This window comes from Streptomyces sp. NPDC055506, from assembly GCF_053643595.1.
Window position 1 is genome coordinate 49,713 of record NZ_JBSHKH010000022.1, and the last position, 16,337, is coordinate 66,049.

Sequence of the window (16,337 nt, forward strand, 5' to 3'; positions counted from 1 at the left end):
TCGGCGGAGAGCACCACGACGTGCTCCGCCGTGGTGTGCCGGAGCCCGGCGTCGAGCGCGGCGAGCGGTCCGCCGCCGGGCGGGTCCTCGCGGGCCCAGGTCACGGGCCGTGCCGTCGGCCGGGCCGCGGCCACGACGACGGTGGTGCGGGCGCCGTCGCACGCGGCGAGCACCCGGTCGAGCAGGGCCCGCCCGCCGACGCGCACCCCGGGTTTGTCCGCGCCCCCGAGGCGCCGGGCGGCACCGCCGGCGAGCACGACGGCGTCGTAGGCGGCGGGAGGCTCGTACGGGGTCACCCCCCGAGTATGCGTGCCCCCGCGATCACATGGAACGCGGGGGAACCGACGCGATCACCGGGAACGGGCGCGCGCCGGAGTGGAATCACAGCGTCCGCAGCAGCACCGCCGGCTGTTCCACGCAGTCCGCCACGTAGCGCAGGAAGCCGCCCGCCGTGCCGCCGTCGCACACCCGGTGGTCGAAGGTGAGCGAGAGCTGGACGACCTGCCGCACCGCCAGCTCGCCCTCGTGCACCCAGGGCTTGGGGACGATGCGGCCGACGCCGAGCATGGCGGCCTCGGGGTGGTTGATGATCGGTGTGGAGCCGTCGACGCCGAAGACTCCGTAGTTGTTCAACGTGAAGGTCCCGCCGGTGAGTTCGCCGGGTGTCAGCGTCCCCGTCCGGCCCGCCTCGGTCAGCCGGGCGAACTCCGCGGTCAGCGACTCGGCGTCCCGCGCGTGCGCGTCCCTGACCACCGGGACGACGAGGCCCCGGTCGGTCTGTGCCGCGAAGCCCAGATGCACGTGGTCGAACTGGACGACCTCCCTGGCCTGGGCGTCCACCGTGGAGTTGAGCTCGGGGAAGCGGGCGAGGGCGGCGGTGCAGATCCGGGCCAGCAGGGCCAGGAGGGAGATCTTCGGCCCGCCCGCGGTGTTCATGGCCGTCCGTGCCCGCATGAGCTCAGTGGCGTCGGCGTCGACCCAGCAGGTCGCGTCGGGGATCTCGCGGCGGCTGCGGGACAGCTTGTCGGCGACGGCGCCCCGCATGCCCTTGAGGGGCGTACGGATCTCGCCCGGGGCGGCCGTCGTGGTGGGCCGGAGGGCGGGGGCCGCTGTCTCGGCGGGGCGGGGTGCGGCACGCAGGGCGTACTCCACGTCCGCCCGCAGGATCAGCCCGTCGGGCCCGGAGCCGGTCAGCTCCCGCAGGTCGAGGCCGTTCTGCCGGGCCAGCCTGCGGACCAGGGGCGAGATCACGGGGAGGGGGCCGTCCTCGGCCTCGGGGACACCCGCCCTCCCGTTCACCGCGGGGGTGGGGGCGGCACCAGCCCTCCGCTCCTGCCGCACCCTGCGTCGCCGCGCGGGTGCCTCGGAGGTGCCGTATCCGACCAGGACGTTCCCCGAGTTCTCGGACCCGGCCTCTTCCGTGCCGCCGCCGGACGGCGCCCGTTCCCCCACCGCCACCGTGATCAGCGGCGCACCGACGGGCAGTTCCGTGCCCTCCTCGCCGAAGCGGGCCGTGACCACACCGCCGTAGGGGCAGGGCACCTCGACCATCGCCTTGGCCGTCTCGACCTCGACGACCGGCTGGTCGATGGCGACCACGTCGCCGATCTCGACCAGCCAGCGCACGATCTCCGCCTCGGTGAGCCCCTCCCCGAGGTCCGGCAGCTTGAACTCCAACACCTGTGCCATCAGCTCTCGGCCTCCCACTGCAGACGCCCCACGGCGTCCAGGATCCGGTCCACACCGGGCAGGTGGTGGCGCTCCAGCATCGGCGGCGGATACGGGACGTCGAACCCGGCGACACGGAGCACTGGCGCCTCCAGGTGGTGGAAGCAGCGCTCCGTGACCCGGGCCGCGATCTCCCCGCCCGGGCCCCCGAAGGAACCCGACTCGTGGACGACGACCGCGCGTCCCGTCCGCCGCACCGAGGCGCACACCGTCTCGTCGTCGAACGGCACCAGGGAGCGCAGATCGACGACTTCGAGGTCCCAGCCCTCGGCCCGGGCCGCCTCGGCCGCCTCCATGCAGACGGGTACGGACGGCCCGTACGTGATGAGTGTGGCGCTCCGGCCCGAGCGCCGCACCACCGCGCGGCCTATCGGTTCAACGGGCGTCGGCTCCTCGGGGTTCCAGGAGTCCTTCGACCAGTACAGCCGCTTCGGCTCCAGGACGACGACCGGGTCGTCGGAGGCGATGGCGGCGCGCAGCAGGCCGTAGGCGTCGGCGACGGTGGCGGGTGTGACCACATGGAGCCCCGGAGTCGCCATGTAGTACGCCTCGGAGGAGTCGCTGTGGTGCTCCACGCCTCCGATGCCGCCGCCGTAGGGGACGCGGATGGTGATCGGCAGGGTCATCTTGCCGCGGGTGCGGTTGCGCATGCGGGCCACGTGCGAGATGAGCTGTTCGAACGCCGGGTAGGCGAACGCGTCGAACTGCATCTCCACGACCGGCCTCAGGCCGTACATCGCCATCCCGACGGCCGAGCCGAGGATGCCCGCCTCGGCGAGCGGGGTGTCCGTGCAGCGGTCCTCGCCGAACTCCTTGGCGAGTCCGTCGGTGACGCGGAAGACGCCGCCGAGGGTGCCGACGTCCTCGCCCATGACGTGCACGGCGGGGTCGGCGGCCATGGCGTCGCGCAGGGCGCGCGTGAGGGCCTGCGCCATGGTGGCCGGTTTGACGGCGACGGTGGTCATCGGTGCGTGCCCCCGTCCGGCTCGGTCTCGGCCTCCAGCTCGGCCCGCAGCTGGTCCCGCTGCTCGCGCAGCTGGGGGGTGGGCTCGGCGTAGACGTGGGTGAACAGGTCCATCGGGTCGAGCGCCGGGTCCTGGTTCATGTGCGCGCGCAGGTCCGCGGCCATCGCCTCGGCGGCGTCCCGTGCGGCCTGCTTTCCGGCCTCGTCGAGCAGGCCGCGGTCGGTCAGCTCCCGCTCCAGCAGCTCGATCGGGTCGTGCTCGCGCCAGGTCTCGACCTCGGCGTCACCGCGGTAGCGGGTCGCGTCGTCGGCGTTGGTGTGGGCGTCGACGCGGTAGGTGATCGCCTCGACCAGGGTGGGACCGCCGCCGGCGCGCGCGTGCCGTACGGCGTCGGAGAGCACCTCGTGCACGGCCGCGGCGTCGTTGCCGTCGACCAGGCGGCCGGGCATGCCGTAGCCGACGGCCTTGTGGGCCAGCGACGGGGCCGCGGTCTGCTTGGCGAGCGGGACGGAGATCGCGAAGCCGTTGTTCTGCACCAGGAAGACAACCGGGGCCTGCCAGACGGCGGCGAAGTTCAGCGCCTCGTGGAAGTCGCCCTCGCTCGTGCCGCCGTCGCCGACCATGGCCAGCGCGACCACGTCGTCGCCCTTGAGGCGGGCGGCGTGCGCGAGGCCCACGGCGTGCGGCAGCTGCGTGGCGAGCGGGGTGCACAGGGGGGCGACCCGGTGCTCGTACGGGTCGTAACCGGTGTGCCAGTCGCCGCGCAGCAGCGTGAGCGCCTCGACGGGGTCCACCCCGCGGGCCACCACGGCGAGCGTGTCGCGGTAGCTCGGGAAGAGCCAGTCGCGCTCCTCCAGCACGAGCGCGGCGGCGATCTCGCAGGCCTCCTGGCCGGTGGTGGAGGGGTAGACGGCGAGGCGGCCCTGCTTGGTGAGGGCGGTGGCCTGCGCGTTGTAGCGGCGGCCACGGACCAGCTGCGCGTACAGCGTCCGCAGCAGTTCCGGGTCGGCCTTCGCGGCGGCCTCGGTGCCGAGGACGCGGTACGGCTCGGCGTCGGGCAGCAGCGGCGCGGGATCCATGCGGGGCTGCCAGGCGGGCGGCGGGGTGGGCCGGTACGCGCCCCGCTGCTCCATGACCGTCATGACGGCACCTCCTCGTGGGAGCGGCTACGGGAGGCGGGTCGGCTGTGACCCGCCTCACCTACCGATTGTTCGGTCGACGGCACAATTTGGCTATGGGTGGCCCCAGGCTGTGGACAAACGGTTCTCCACAGCCTGTGATGGACGCAGTACGTCCATGGTAGGGAGGTCGGCGCAGGTGGCATCTGAACAAATGGCCGAAGGGCAGGACGCCGGTGCCGCACTGCCGCCGCCGCGACCCCTGGACGCCATAGATCAGGACATCCTGCGCATGCTCCAGGCGGACGGCCGCGCCTCGATACGGTCGGTCGCCGAACGCGTCCATGTCTCGCGCGCCAACGCCTACGCCCGCATCAACCGGCTCGTCGAGGACGGTGTCATCCGCGGCTTCGGTGCCCGCGTCGACCATCAGCGGGCCGGCCAGGGGACGTCCGCGTACATCACGCTGAAGATCGTGCAGAACTCCTGGCGCACGGTGCGCGAGGAGCTCAGACAACTGCCGGGCGCCTCCCACATCGCCCTGGTGGGCGGGGACTTCGACGTGCTGTTGCTGGTGCACGTGTCCGACAACCGGTCCCTGCGCGAACTGGTGCTGACCCGCCTCCAGGCGATTCCGCAGGTGCTCAGCACCCGCACGCTGCTGGTGTTCGAGGAGGAGGACCTGGAGCCGCAGGGCTGAAGCTCAGGAGTCCTTCCGGAGGCCTCCGAACGCCAGCCGCACCACCGCGTCGGCCACCTCGCGCTCGCTCATGCCGCGCCCGTCCGGCCGGTACCACTCCACGATCGAGTTGATCATTCCGAAGACCAGCCTGGTCACCAGCCGGACCTCTATGTCGCCGCGCACGTCCCCGTCCGCGGCCGCCGCCTTGATCAGGTCGGCCACCCGGTGATCGAAGTCGCGGCGCCGCTCCAGGGCCCACCGCTCGGTGTCCGTGTTCCCGCGCACCCGCAGCAGCAGGGTCACGTAGGGCAGCTCGGATATGAGCACCTCGACCATCCGCCGCACGACGTACTCCAGGCGCTCGGCGGACCGCCCCACGCGCGCGTGCTCCTCGTCGAGGATCCCGAAGAGGCCGTCCAGGGCCCGGCTCACGGCGCGGCGCAGCAGCTCCTCCTTGCCGGCGACGTGGTGGTATATCGACGACTTGGAGATGCCCGCCGCCTTGGAGAGGTGCTCCATGGAGGTGCCGTCGTAGCCGCGCTCGTTGAACACCCGGACGGCCACGGACAGCAGGGTGTCCGGGGTGTACGTGTCGCGCTTTGCGGTGGTCATGAGGCTGTGCCCTCCCGCTTGTCGGAGGCGTGGGCGTGGCGGTACAGCGCGAGGGACGGCGTGTAGCGGCCCGAGGGGTCGCGCAGGTGAAGGTCGTCCAGGAGCGCGTAGGCCCAGTAGCGGCCGAGTTTCCGGCTCCACTCGAAGGGGCCCAGGGGGTAGTTGACGCCGAGGCGCATCGCGGTGTCGATGTCCTCCTCGGTGGCCACGCCCTTGGCGACCGCGTCGTGCGCCAGGTCGATGATCCGCGCGACCGTACGGGCGACGATCATGCCGGGGACGTCGCCGATGAGGCTGACCCGCTTGCCCAGCGCCTGGAAGAGGCCGATGGCCTCGGCGAGGGTCCCCGGGGAGGTGTCCTGAGAGGCGGACAGGGCGATCCGGGTGGCCTTGCGGTAGTCCAGGGCGAGGTCGAAGTAGACGACGTCCCGGAACTCCACGGAGGTCTGCCCGTCGGCGAGGGCGAGCTGGCCGCCGCTCGGCAGCACCATGCGGGTGCCGTTGTCGTCGTCCTCGTCGCGGACCGGGATGCCCGCCTCACGGATCAGCGCGAGCAGGTCGGACGCCGGGCCCAGGTCGCCCTCGGCGACGACGTACGCGGGCGGCTGCCGCTTCTCCGCCGTGTCGGGCTCCGGGCGCTCGGCGCCCTCCTGGTGGTCGTACCAGCCCTGGCCGGTCTTGCGGCCCAGCCTGCCGGACTCGACCAGGCGCCGCTGGGCGAGGGACGGGGTGAAGCGCACGTCCTGGAAGAAGGACTGCCAGACGGAGTGCGTGACGGACTCGTTGACGTCCTGGCCGATCAGGTCGGTCAGCTCGAACGCGCCCATCCTGAAGCCGCCCGACTCGCGCAGCACGGCGTCGATGGTGGCCGGGTCGGCGCCCTGTGCCTCGTACACCGCGAAGGCCTCGGCGTAGAAGGGCCGGGCGATGCGGTTGACGATGAAGCCGGGGGTGTCCGCGCAGGCGACCGGTGTCTTGCCCCAGGCGCGGGCGGTCTCGTACGCGCGCGTGGCCGACGAGACGTCGGTGGCGAACCCGGAGACCACCTCGACCAGCGGCAGCAGCGGCGCCGGGTTGAAGAAGTGCAGGCCGACGAAGCGGCCGGGGGAGCTCAGGGCGCCGCCGATGGCCGTGACGGACAGGGACGAGGTGTTGGTGGCGAGCAGGCAGTCGTCGGCGACGATGCCCTCCAGCTCGCGGAACAGGTCCTGCTTGACGTCCAGCCGCTCCAGGACCGCCTCGACGACCAGGGAGCAGTCCGCGAGCTCGGCGAGGGCCCCGGCGGGCAGCAGCCGGGCACGGGCGGCGTCCCGCTCGGCGGCGGTGAGCCGCTCCTTCGCCACGAGCCGGTCCAGGCGCGCGCCGATCTCGTCGGCCGCCTCCCGGGCCCGCCCGGGAAGGGCGTCGTACAGCCGTACGGGATGGCCCGCGACCAGCGCGACCTGGGCGATGCCCTGGCCCATGGTGCCGGTGCCGACGACGGCCACGGGGCTGCTGAGGTCGAGTGCTGTCATGTGCGCGATCCTCCCGCACGGGGTTTTCCACAGATGCGGCGGACCCCCTTGAGCCGACCGATCGTTCGGTTACTCTAGCTGTGTCCGAGTGTTCCTGCCCAGGATTCTGCCCAGGTCATGAACTCGACGAAGAGTTCTTGAGACGAGGAGTTGGTCACCCATGACCGCCGCACTCTCGGCGCACGAGCTGATCGCCCGGCACCGGTCCACCCTCGACCAGGCGCTGGAAGCGATCCGCACGCGCGCGTACTGGTCCCCGCACCCCGAGCACCCCAAGGCCTACGGGGAGCACGGCAGCCTGGACGCGGCGGCGGGCAAGGCCGCCTTCGACGCACTGCTCGGCTCCCGCCTCGACCTGGGCCAGCCCGGCACCGACGACTGGGTGGGCGGCGAGACCTCCCCGTACGGCGTCGACCTGGGCGTGACGTACCCGCACGCGGACCTCGACGTCCTGTTGCCCGCCATGAAGGCCGGACAACGGGCCTGGCGGGACGCGGGCGCGGAGCAGCGCGCGGTGGTCTGCCTGGAGATCCTCAAGCGCATCAGCGACCGGACCCACGAGTTCGCCCACGCGGTCATGCACACCTCCGGCCAGGCCTTCATGATGGCGTTCCAGGCGGGCGGGCCGCACGCCCAGGACCGCGGCCTGGAGGCGGTGGCGTACGCGTACGTGGAGCAGGTGCGCACGCCCGACAACGCCGAGTGGACCAAGCCGCAGGGCAAGCGCGACCCGCTGGCCATGACCAAGCAGTTCACCCCGGTCCCGCGCGGCATCGCCCTGGTGATCGGCTGCAACACCTTCCCGACGTGGAACGGCTACCCGGGCCTGTTCGCCTCCCTCGCCACGGGCAACGCGGTCCTGGTCAAGCCCCACCCGCGCGCGGTGCTGCCGCTCGCCCTCACGGTGCAGGTCGCGCGCGAGGTGCTCGCGGAGACCGGCTTCGACCCGAACCTGGTCGCCCTGGCCGCCGAGCGCCCCGGCGAGGGCATCGCCAAGACCCTGGCGACGCGCCCCGAGATCCGGATCATCGACTACACGGGCTCGACCGAGTTCGGCGACTGGCTGGAGGCCAACGCCCGCCAGGCGCAGGTGTACACGGAGAAGGCCGGCGTCAACACCGTCGTCGTCCACTCCACGGCCGACTACAAGGGCATGCTCTCCAACCTGGCCTTCTCGCTGTCCCTGTACAGCGGCCAGATGTGCACGACCCCGCAGAACCTGCTCGTCCCCCGGGAGGGCATCTCCACCGACCAGGGCCCCAAGTCCTACGACGAGGTGGTCGCCGACCTCGCCAAGTCGGTCGACGGCCTGCTCGGCGACGACGCCCGGGCGAACGCGCTGCTCGGTGCGATCGTCACCCCGGACGTGAAGGCCCGTCTCGAGGCCGCGGCGGGTCTCGGCGAGGTCGCCCTGGCGTCCCGGGAGATCACCAACCCCGACTTCCCGGGTGCGGTCGTGCGGACGCCGGTGATCGTGAAGCTGGACGGGGCCAAGCCGGACGACGAGGCCGCGTACATGAGCGAGTGCTTCGGGCCGGTGTCCTTCGCCGTCGCCGTCGATTCGGCCCCGGACGCGGTGGAGCTGCTGCGGCGGACCGTCCGCGAGAAGGGCGCGATGACCGTCGGGGCGTACACCACCGACCCGGAGGTCGAGCAGGACGTGCGGGAGGCCTGTCTGGAGGAGGCGGCGCAGTTGTCGCTGAATCTGACGGGCGGGGTGTATGTGAACCAGACGGCCGCGTTCTCCGACTTCCATGGGTCGGGAGGGAACCCGGCGGCGAGTGCGGCGCTGTGTGACGGGGCGTTCGTCGCCAACCGGTTCCGCGTTGTCGAGGTGCGGCGGGAGGCCTAAGAGCTCGGGAGGTGCGGTGAGTGTGCGAGTGCGGGTTGCTTGTGGTTGTTCGCGCCCGCGCGGCGGAGCCGCAGATCGATACAGCCCGCGCCCCTAAAGGGACGCTCCAGTACCCGCGCTCCAGTGGTACAGCGTCATCGCCACACTCGTCGCCAAGTTGTAGCTGCTGACCTGCGGACGCATCGGCAGGGACAGCAGATGGTCGGCACGCGCGCGCAGTTCCGGTGACAGGCCCGTGCGTTCCGAGCCGAACGCGAGGACGGCGTCGTCCGGGAGCTTGATGCCCCGGATGTCGTCGCCCTCGGGGTCGAGGGCGAACAGCGGGCCGGGCGGCAGGTCGGGAACCTCCAGCCGCTCCACGGCCGTCGCGAAGTGCAGGCCCGCCCCGCCGCGCACGACCGTCGGATGCCAGGGGTCGACCGTCCCGGTCGTCACCACGCCCGTCGCGCCGAAGCCGGCGGCCAGGCGGATCACCGCGCCCGCGTTGCCCAGGTTGCGTGGGTTGTCGAGGACCACGACCGGGGTGGTGCGGGGCGTGCGTGCCAGCCGCGCGAGGTTGGACTCGCGGGAGGGGCGTACGGCGAGCGCGGCCACGGCGGTGGGGTGCGGGCGCGGCACGAACGACGCGTACGTCTCGTACGGCACCTCCGTGAGCAGCCCGCCCAGCGCGTCCCGTACGTCCGGGGCCAGCTCGTCGGCGAGGGCGAGTGCGGCCGCCCGGTCGGCGGTGACCGCCACCGGCACCTCGGCTCCGAACCGCACCGCGTGCTTGAGGGCGTGGAAGCCGTCGAGCAGGACGGTGCTGCCGGCGAGCCGGTGCCAGACGGTGACGGGGTCGGTCATGCCCCGAAGCCTACGTGCGCGGCCTGGGAACTCTCCGGGGCGTGCTGCTCGGGCACCGGCACGCCCCCGCCGGGCCGGCGCAGCAGCCGGTCGCGTGCGCGTGCCGACCAGTCTCCCAGGCGGCGCAGGAAGGACGTAGGCAGGAACACCGCGTCCGCCGCGATCATCGCCAGCGAGAAGAACGGCAGACCCAGGACGACGGCGATCACGGCGTGCTCGGTGATCATGAGTGCCAGCAGGACGTTCTTCACCCGCCGGTTGAACAGCGTGAACGGGAAGGCGACCTGCACGAGGACCGTCCCGTAGGTCACGAGCATCACGATCGTGCCGCTGGAGGACAGCAGGTCGGCGAGGGCGGGCCAGGGCGAGAAGTACTCCAGGTGGAGCGGGTAGTAGACGGCGGTGCCGTCCTGCCAGCGGGAGCCCTGGATCTTGTACCAACCGGCCGTCGCGTAGATCAGACATGCCTCGGCCATGATCACGAGCAGGGCCCCGTTGTGCACGATGTTGGCGACGACGTCGAGCAGGATCCGCGGCTCGCCGGTCTTCACGCGGCGCCCGGCCAGCCACCACAGGGCCTGTGCCGCCCACACGGTCCACAGCAGCACGGGTATCAGCAGGTCGTCGCCGGCCATCCGGCCGGCCAGGGTCGCCGCGAGCAGCACGGCCCCGAGCACGCCCCACAGGGCCGGTCCGGTCCGGTCCCCGGCCCGCTCGCCCCGCGCGCGGGCGTCCCGGGCGCGCGCGGCCCGCCGGGCGTCCAGCGACCACACCTGGGCGCAGCGTGTGAAGACCAGATAGATCGACATCAGGTGCAGCACGTTGTCGCCGCCGTCGCCCATGAAGACGCTGCGGTTCTGCAGCGACAGCACGCCGACCATGAACAGCACCGACATGGTGCGGGTGCGCCAGCCCAGCAGCAGCAGGGCACTGGAGAGGATCGCGAGCGCGTAGACGAGCTCGAACCAGATCCGGCCGTCCGACCACATCAGGGTGGTGAAGGCCTTGTTGGTCCCGATCAGCTGCTCGGCGAGACCCCAGCTCCAGGGCCCGTCGGGACCGTAGAGCTCATGGCGGTGGGGCAGCTCCCGCAGCAGGAACAGCAGCCAGGTCGCGCTGAAGCCGATGCGTATCACGGCCGTCTGGTACGGGCCGAGGGCGGCCTCGGTGACACGGGCGATGCCGCGCGAGACGGCCAGGGAGAAGCCGTTCACCGCATGCCTCCCCGGGCCTCGTCGCGGGGCACCGGCCACCAGGGCAGCTCCCGGTAGGCCGGCGTCATGGAGACCTTCTCCCGGCTCCACTCGGGCGGGGGCACGTTGGTGGTGCGGGAGCGGACCTGGACGCGCTCGATGACAGCGCCGTCCCCGGCCGAGGCGCCCGCCGCGTCGTCGCGGTCGAGGCGCAGCACCACGATCCGGCGCAGATACGACTCGGAGAGTGACCCGCGCAGACCGACCGGGCGGCTCTCGCTGTCGTGTGTCGCGGTGAAGAAGTCCCAGGCGCGGCGCAGCTCGTTCTGCTGGGTGTGGCTGGGCAGCAGATTGCCGTCGATGGCCCGGCCGTCCTCGGCGGACAGGTCGTACCAGCCGGTGCTCAGCTTGTCGCCGTCCGCGCCGCGGACCTCGGCGCGGGCCTGGATCGAGATGTCCTGCTGGAGCGGGTTCGGGGCGAAGAGCTTCCAGTTCTGCTCGAACTCCGGATAGATCCAGTCGTCCACGGCCCTGCCGTGCTCCTTGGTGACCGTGTTCGCCGGAGCGACGTGCAGGAACGTCATCGCGATATGCACACAGACCCCGATCGCGACGACGGCGAGCGCCATCGCGACACCGATCTGATACGGGAGGGAGAGCGCGGCGATGCCGGAGCGGGGCGGGTCGGGCGGACCCGGCTCGGCGAGCCCGGACGGGCCGGGCGGGCCGTCCGGCCCGTGCCGGGCGTTCGAGCCCTCGTCGTACGCGTCCAATTCCGCCCCGTTCCAGATCCCGGTCCGTGGTACCGCCCGCACACCACCGCGCGGCGTCGGCACGGGCACGGTACTCAGGCCGCCCACCCCGGCACAGCCCCTGGCCGCCGGTCCGGGCCGTGGCCGTCGCCACACCGCGGAAGCCGACCGCGCAGACGCCGACCGTACGGAAGCCGACCGTACGGCAGGAGTGACACCCTACGGCGCCCGCCCGTACACCCATTCCCTTCTTCTAGAACCTGTTCTATCTTGACGCCCCGTCAGCTCAACGGGATCGGCCCGGAAGGACAGGCACCGTGGACTTCACCTTCACCGAGGAGCAGCAGGCGGCGGCCGAGGCGGCGAAGGGCGTGTTCGCCGGGGTCGCCCCGGACGCCGTGCCCAGCCCCGCGCTCACCCCCGGCGCCGTCGCCGACACCCACGACCGCGCCCTGTGGGCCGGACTCGCCGGGGCGGATCTGCTGAGCCTGCTGCTCGACGAGCGGTACGGCGGGGCCGGACTGGACGCCATCGCGCTGTGCCTGGTGCTGCGGGAGTCGGCCCAGGTGCTGGCCAGGGTGCCGCTGCTGGAGAGCAGCGCGGCGGCGGCGGCCGTCCAGGCCTTCGCCGGCGACGAGGCCAAGTCCGCCCTGCTCGCCCGGGCCGGGCGAGGCGAGATCGTGCTGACCGTCGCCGCGCACGGCCGCACCGGCCACGACCCGGCCGAGCTCGCCGTGACCGCGCGGCAGGACGGCGAGGCCTGGGTGCTGGACGGGGTGCAGACGGCCGTGCCGTGGGCCTACGACGCGGACGTCACGGTCGTGCCCGCCCACACCGCGACCGGCCGGGCCGTCCTGGCCCTGGTGCCCCGCGAGCACCCCGGGGCCGTCCTCGCCGAGCAGTTCTCCACCAGCGGTGAGCGGCTCGGCGAGCTGCGGCTGGAGTCGGCCCGGCTCACCGCGCGGGACGTGATCGACGCCGACGGGGCGTGGGAGTGGCTGCGGGACCTGCTGGCCACCGGCACGTGCGCGCTGGCGCTCGGGCTCGGGGAACGCGTGCTGCGGATGACCGGGGAGTACACGAGCAAACGGGAACAGTTCGGGTTCCCGATCGCCACCTTCCAGGCCGTGGCCGTGCAGGCCGCCGACCGCTACATCGACCTGCGCGCGATGGAGGCCACACTGTGGCAGGCCGCGTGGCGGATCGCCACGGGATCACCCGGCGCGCTTCCCCCCGCCGGGGACGTCGCCGTCGCCAAGATCTGGGCGGCGGAGGGCGTACGCCGGGTCGTGCAGACCGCGCAGCATCTGCACGGCGGGTTCGGCGCCGACGTCGACTACCCCCTGCACCGCTACCACGCCTGGGCCAAGCACCTGGAGCTGTCGCTCGGCCCGGCCGCGGCACACGAGGAGGCCCTGGGCGACCTGCTGGCGGCGCACCCACTGGCCTGAACGCCCGAAACGGGACGCGCTACAGGACGAACCCCTGCTGCCCGTCGTCCGTCACCACGGGACGGCCCGCCGCCTCCCACACCTGCATGCCGCCGTCGACGTTCACGGCGTCGACGCCCTGCTGGGCCAGGTACATCGTGACCTGGGCGGACCGGCCGCCGGAGCGGCAGATCACATGGACGCGGCCGTCCTGCGGGGCGGCCTCGGTCAGCTCGCCGTACCGCGCGACGAACTCGCTGATGGGGATGTGCAGCGCCCCTTCGGCATGACCGGCCTTCCACTCGTCGTCCTCCCGGACGTCCAGCAGGAAGTCGCCGTCCTTGAGGTCAGCGACCTCGACCGTGGGCACACCAGCTCCAAAACTCATGACTCCGACGCTACCCGACCCGCCCCACGGGCCGGACGGGACGCGGCTCAGCCCTCGCCGAGCAGCGTGGCCAGCTCCGTCTCCCGCTCGGTGACCTGGGTGCGCAGCTGCTGCCCGATCTCGTCCAGAAGACGGTCCGGGTCGTCCGGGGCCAGCTGGAGCATGTGGCCGATGGCGCTCTCCTCCAGCTCCTTGGCGAGCAGGGCGAGCAGTTCCTTGCGCTGGGCGAGCCACTCCAGGCGGTGGTAGAGCTCCTCGGCGCGGCTCGGGCCCCGCTTCAGCTCGGGCCCCTTGGCCCACTCCTCGGCGAGCTCCCGCAGCTCCGCCGCGTCGCCGCGGGCGTAGGCGGCGTTGACCCGGGTGATGAACTCCTCGCGCCGCTCGCGCTCCTTCTCCTCCTGGGCCAGGTCCGGGTGCGCCTTGCGGGCCAGGTCCCGGTAGAGCTTGCGGGCCTCCTCGCTGGGGCGGACCCGCTGCGGGGGCCGGACCGCCTGGTCCGTGAGCATCGCCACGGCCTCCGGGAACAGGCCGCTGTCGTCCATCCAGCCGTTCAGCAGCTCCTCGACGCCCGGGATCGGCGCCAGCCGCGACCTGGCCTCCTCCGCGCGCCGCAGATCGTCGGGGTCGCCGCTGCGAGCGGCCCTGGCCTCGAGGATCCGGGCGTCCAGGTCCTCGAGCCGGGCGTACAGCGGACCGAGCTTCTGTTCGTGCAGCCGGGAGAAGTTCTCGACCTCGACGCGGAAGGTCTCCACCGCGATCTCGTACTCGATCAACGCCTGCTCGGCGGCCCGCACGGCCCGCTCGAGCCGCTCCTCGGGCCGGGCCGCGTCGCTTTCGGGCGTCACCCGTTCCTCATCGGCGCCGCCACCGCCCTGCTCAGCTTCCGGGGTCGTCACCCGACCAGCCTAGGCCACACCCGGGCGGCGCCTCGCCCCGAGGATCACACCCCCAGCTCCGCTGCGACCTTCCCCGCGCGCACTCCCGCCACCAGATCCGCGTGGTCGGCCTCCGTACGGTCGGCGTAAGCGACGGCGAACTCCGCCATCGCCTCGTCCAGCTCCTCGTTCTTCCCGCAGTACCCGGCGATCAGGCGGGGATCGGCGCTGTGGGCATGCGCCCGGGCCAGGAGCGCGCCGGTCATCCGGCCGTAGTCGTCTATCTCGTCGGCGGCCAGCGCGGCCGGATCGACGCTGCCCTTGCGGTTGCGGAACTGGCGGACCTGGAAAGGGAACCCGTCGACCGTCGTCCAGCCCAGCAGGATGTCGCTGACGACCTGCATCCGCTTCTGGCCCAGCACGACCCGCCGGCCCTCGTGCACGGGCTCCGGCGCCTCGAAACCGGCCGTCACCAGATGCGGCACCAGCGCTGAAGCACGCGCCTCCTTCACCTGGAGCACCAGCGGCTCGCCCCGGTGGTCCAGGAGCAGCACGACGTAGGACCGGGTGCCGACACTGCCGGTGCCGACCACGCGGAACGCCACGTCGTGCACCGCGTGCCGGGCGAGCAGAGGGAGACGGTCCTCCGGCAGGGTGCCGACGTACTCCTCCAGGGACACGGCCACCGTCGCCGCCTCCGCGTCCGGGACGCGCCGCAGCACCGGCGGGGCGTCGACGAACCGGCGCCCTCCGCTGGGCGTCGTCTCCGTCGACTTGGCCGCGAAACGGCCGCTCGTGTTGTGGCGGGCCTTCTCGGAGACCCTCTCCAGCGTGCCGAGCAGGTCATGGGCGTCCGTGTGGGAGACGAGCTCCTCGTCCGCGATCGCGTTCCACGCGTCCAGCACCGGGAGCTTGGCCAGCAGCCGCATGGTCCGGCGGTAGGCGCCCACCGCGTCGTAGGCCGCCTTGCGGCACCGGTCCTCGTCCGCGCCGGCCTCCCGGCCCGCGAGCACCAGGGAGGCCGCGAGGCGCTTGAGGTCCCACTCCCAGGGGCCGTGCACCGTTTCGTCGAAGTCGTTCAGATCGATGACGAGGCCGCCGCGCGCGTCGCCGTACAGGCCGAAATTGGCCGCGTGGGCGTCACCGCAGATCTGGGCCCGGATCCGGGTCATGGGGGTGCGCGCCAGGTCGTAGGCCATGAGGCCCGCCGAGCCGCGCAGGAACGCGAACGGGGTGGCGGCCATGCGGCCGACCCGGATCGGGGTGAGCTCGGGGAGCCGGCCGCGGCCCGACTCCTCGACCGCGCTCACCGCGTCGGGCCGGGACGCGTCCAGGTCGAGCAGGGAGTGCGCGCCACGCGGGACCCGCTTGCGCAGAGCCTTGCCCTCGTCCTTGGGCGAGCCCTCGGGCGGCCAGTCGGCGAAGCCGCGCACCCGGGGCAGCCGGCGGTCCGTCCCGTCCGCCGCCATGCCCTCGGTCCCCACACCAGCCCTGTTCATCCCAACCGCCTCCCCCACCACCGTACGAACGCCCACGTACGAACGCCCACGTACGAGCGCTCACGCACGAACGCTCACGCACGAACGCTCACATACGAAGCCCACGCGCCAACATCAACTCGTGCCGACCGTACAACCGGGCGGCCGAAACGCGTCAGGCCCTGTGGAGAACTCCACAGCTGTGGACAACTCATGCGGGAGCGGGGAGCGCCTGCTCGTCCGCCCCCTCGGCCAGCACCCGCTCCGCCCGCTCCACCGAGACGTCGAGCCGGGCCAGCACCGCGGGCACGCAGATACTGGGCAGGAAGTGCTCGAACATCACGACGACACGGCGTTCCAGATCCCGCCGCTGGCAGCGCAGCTGGGAGAGCAGCTGCACCCCCGAGAAGCTGCCGACCAGCAGCTCGGCCGTCTCCGCCACGTCGACATGCTGCAGCAGTTCGCCCTGCGCCTTGGCCTCGGCCAGCCGCTGCACGTTCTGGTCGAACCACATCCCGAAGGCCTGTGTGCGGTCGAGGTCCATGGCCCCCTGGTCGAGGGCGAGCCCCACACTGGCCCGCACCAGCGGCTCCAACCGCAGCCGGCGGGCGAGCACCAGACCGGAGTCGACGAGTTCCTGGAGCTTGCTGGACTGCGGCGGGAGGGTGATCGCGAGCTGTTCCTCGAACACCCCGATCGCCAGCTCCTCCTTGGAGCCGAAATGGAAGTACAGCGCGCCCTTGGTGACGCCCGCCCGGTCCAGGATCTCTCCGATGGTCGCCGAGGTGTAGCCGCGTTCGTCGAAGACGGCCGCCGCCGCCTCCAGGATGGTCCGCCGGGTGCGGATCGCGCGCTCCTGTCGCGCCATCGGGTGCCTCCTGATCTCCGTCGATCCCTGTGAAGTCAC

The 16,337-nt window shown here is 72.5% G+C and carries 16 protein-coding genes; 3 read left to right on the forward strand and 13 right to left on the reverse strand.

Annotated features, from left to right (window positions below; genetic code table 11):
* The 4 genes from ACWIF2_RS11560 to pdhA form a co-directional block, all read right to left on the reverse strand.
* Positions 1-296 (reverse strand): NTP transferase domain-containing protein (locus tag ACWIF2_RS11560; RefSeq protein WP_454359949.1); only part of this gene is annotated, 296 nt, incomplete at its 3' end.
* Between the two features lie 85 nt (positions 297-381).
* Positions 382-1,689 carry a dihydrolipoamide acetyltransferase family protein gene (locus ACWIF2_RS11565; RefSeq protein ID WP_454359950.1) on the reverse strand — a complete coding sequence of 436 codons (1,308 nt, stop codon included), beginning with the start codon at positions 1,687-1,689 and terminating at the stop codon, positions 382-384.
* A complete protein-coding gene (locus tag ACWIF2_RS11570) occupies positions 1,689-2,693 on the reverse strand; it encodes an alpha-ketoacid dehydrogenase subunit beta (RefSeq protein ID WP_454359952.1) in 1,005 nt (334 codons plus the stop codon). The genes ACWIF2_RS11565 and ACWIF2_RS11570 overlap by 1 nt, the downstream gene beginning before the upstream one ends.
* Positions 2,690-3,835, reverse strand: a complete 1,146-nt coding sequence (pdhA, locus tag ACWIF2_RS11575) for a pyruvate dehydrogenase (acetyl-transferring) E1 component subunit alpha (RefSeq protein WP_454359954.1) — start codon at positions 3,833-3,835, stop codon at positions 2,690-2,692. Before pdhA ends, ACWIF2_RS11570 begins: the two co-directional genes overlap by 4 nt.
* 190 nt (positions 3,836-4,025) lie before the next feature.
* Here pdhA and ACWIF2_RS11580 point away from each other — a divergent pair, with 190 nt between their 5' ends.
* Positions 4,026-4,511, forward strand: coding sequence for an Lrp/AsnC family transcriptional regulator (locus ACWIF2_RS11580; RefSeq protein ID WP_382492738.1), 486 nt, complete (start codon positions 4,026-4,028; stop codon positions 4,509-4,511).
* Between the two features lie 3 nt (positions 4,512-4,514).
* On the opposite strand, the gene ACWIF2_RS11585 is transcribed toward ACWIF2_RS11580, so the two are convergent.
* Together ACWIF2_RS11585 and ACWIF2_RS11590 are read right to left on the reverse strand one after the other, a co-directional pair.
* Positions 4,515-5,105, reverse strand: a complete 591-nt coding sequence (locus ACWIF2_RS11585) for a TetR/AcrR family transcriptional regulator (protein ID WP_454359956.1) — start codon at positions 5,103-5,105, stop codon at positions 4,515-4,517.
* Positions 5,102-6,619, reverse strand: a complete 1,518-nt coding sequence (locus ACWIF2_RS11590) for a 3-hydroxyacyl-CoA dehydrogenase (protein WP_454359958.1) — start codon at positions 6,617-6,619, stop codon at positions 5,102-5,104. Before ACWIF2_RS11590 ends, ACWIF2_RS11585 begins: the two co-directional genes overlap by 4 nt.
* A gap of 160 nt (positions 6,620-6,779) precedes the next feature.
* Between ACWIF2_RS11590 and paaN the strand changes: the two genes are divergently transcribed.
* Entirely contained in the window at positions 6,780-8,471 is a 1,692-nt protein-coding gene (gene paaN / locus ACWIF2_RS11595; protein ID WP_454359960.1) for a phenylacetic acid degradation protein PaaN, read from the forward strand.
* A gap of 93 nt (positions 8,472-8,564) precedes the next feature.
* Here the strand turns inward: paaN and ACWIF2_RS11600 are convergent, their stop codons facing one another.
* Genes ACWIF2_RS11600 through ACWIF2_RS11610 form a run of 3 tightly spaced genes read right to left on the reverse strand, consistent with a single transcriptional unit; the run spans position 8,565 to position 11,280 of the window.
* Positions 8,565-9,314 (reverse strand): TrmH family RNA methyltransferase, encoded by a 750-nt coding sequence (locus ACWIF2_RS11600; protein WP_454359962.1) that lies wholly within the window; start codon positions 9,312-9,314, stop codon positions 8,565-8,567.
* Positions 9,311-10,528, reverse strand: a complete 1,218-nt coding sequence (locus ACWIF2_RS11605; protein WP_454359963.1) for an HTTM domain-containing protein — start codon at positions 10,526-10,528, stop codon at positions 9,311-9,313. Before ACWIF2_RS11605 ends, ACWIF2_RS11600 begins: the two co-directional genes overlap by 4 nt.
* The gene (locus tag ACWIF2_RS11610; RefSeq protein WP_454359999.1) at positions 10,525-11,280 is read right to left on the reverse strand and encodes a DUF5819 family protein; all 756 of its coding nucleotides are present in this window, start codon (positions 11,278-11,280) and stop codon (positions 10,525-10,527) included. Before ACWIF2_RS11610 ends, ACWIF2_RS11605 begins: the two co-directional genes overlap by 4 nt.
* A 296-nt stretch (positions 11,281-11,576) precedes the next feature.
* Here ACWIF2_RS11610 and ACWIF2_RS11615 point away from each other — a divergent pair, with 296 nt between their 5' ends.
* On the forward strand, positions 11,577-12,710 hold the full coding sequence (locus ACWIF2_RS11615; RefSeq protein ID WP_454359964.1) for an acyl-CoA dehydrogenase family protein: 1,134 nt from the start codon (positions 11,577-11,579) through the stop codon (positions 12,708-12,710).
* 19 nt (positions 12,711-12,729) lie between these two features.
* Here the strand turns inward: ACWIF2_RS11615 and ACWIF2_RS11620 are convergent, their stop codons facing one another.
* The 4 genes from ACWIF2_RS11620 to ACWIF2_RS11635 all read right to left on the reverse strand — a co-directional run bounded on the left by ACWIF2_RS11620 (position 12,730) and on the right by ACWIF2_RS11635 (position 16,298).
* Entirely contained in the window at positions 12,730-13,059 is a 330-nt protein-coding gene (locus ACWIF2_RS11620) for a rhodanese-like domain-containing protein (protein ID WP_382492743.1), read from the reverse strand.
* A gap of 65 nt (positions 13,060-13,124) precedes the next feature.
* Entirely contained in the window at positions 13,125-13,973 is an 849-nt protein-coding gene (locus ACWIF2_RS11625) for a hypothetical protein (protein ID WP_454359966.1), read from the reverse strand.
* Positions 13,974-14,017: 44 nt separating this feature from the next.
* Entirely contained in the window at positions 14,018-15,451 is a 1,434-nt protein-coding gene (locus ACWIF2_RS11630; RefSeq protein ID WP_454359968.1) for a DUF2252 domain-containing protein, read from the reverse strand.
* A 190-nt stretch (positions 15,452-15,641) separates the two neighbouring features.
* On the reverse strand, positions 15,642-16,298 hold the full coding sequence (locus ACWIF2_RS11635; protein ID WP_454359970.1) for a ScbR family autoregulator-binding transcription factor: 657 nt from the start codon (positions 16,296-16,298) through the stop codon (positions 15,642-15,644).
* Positions 16,299-16,337 lie beyond the last annotated feature (39 nt).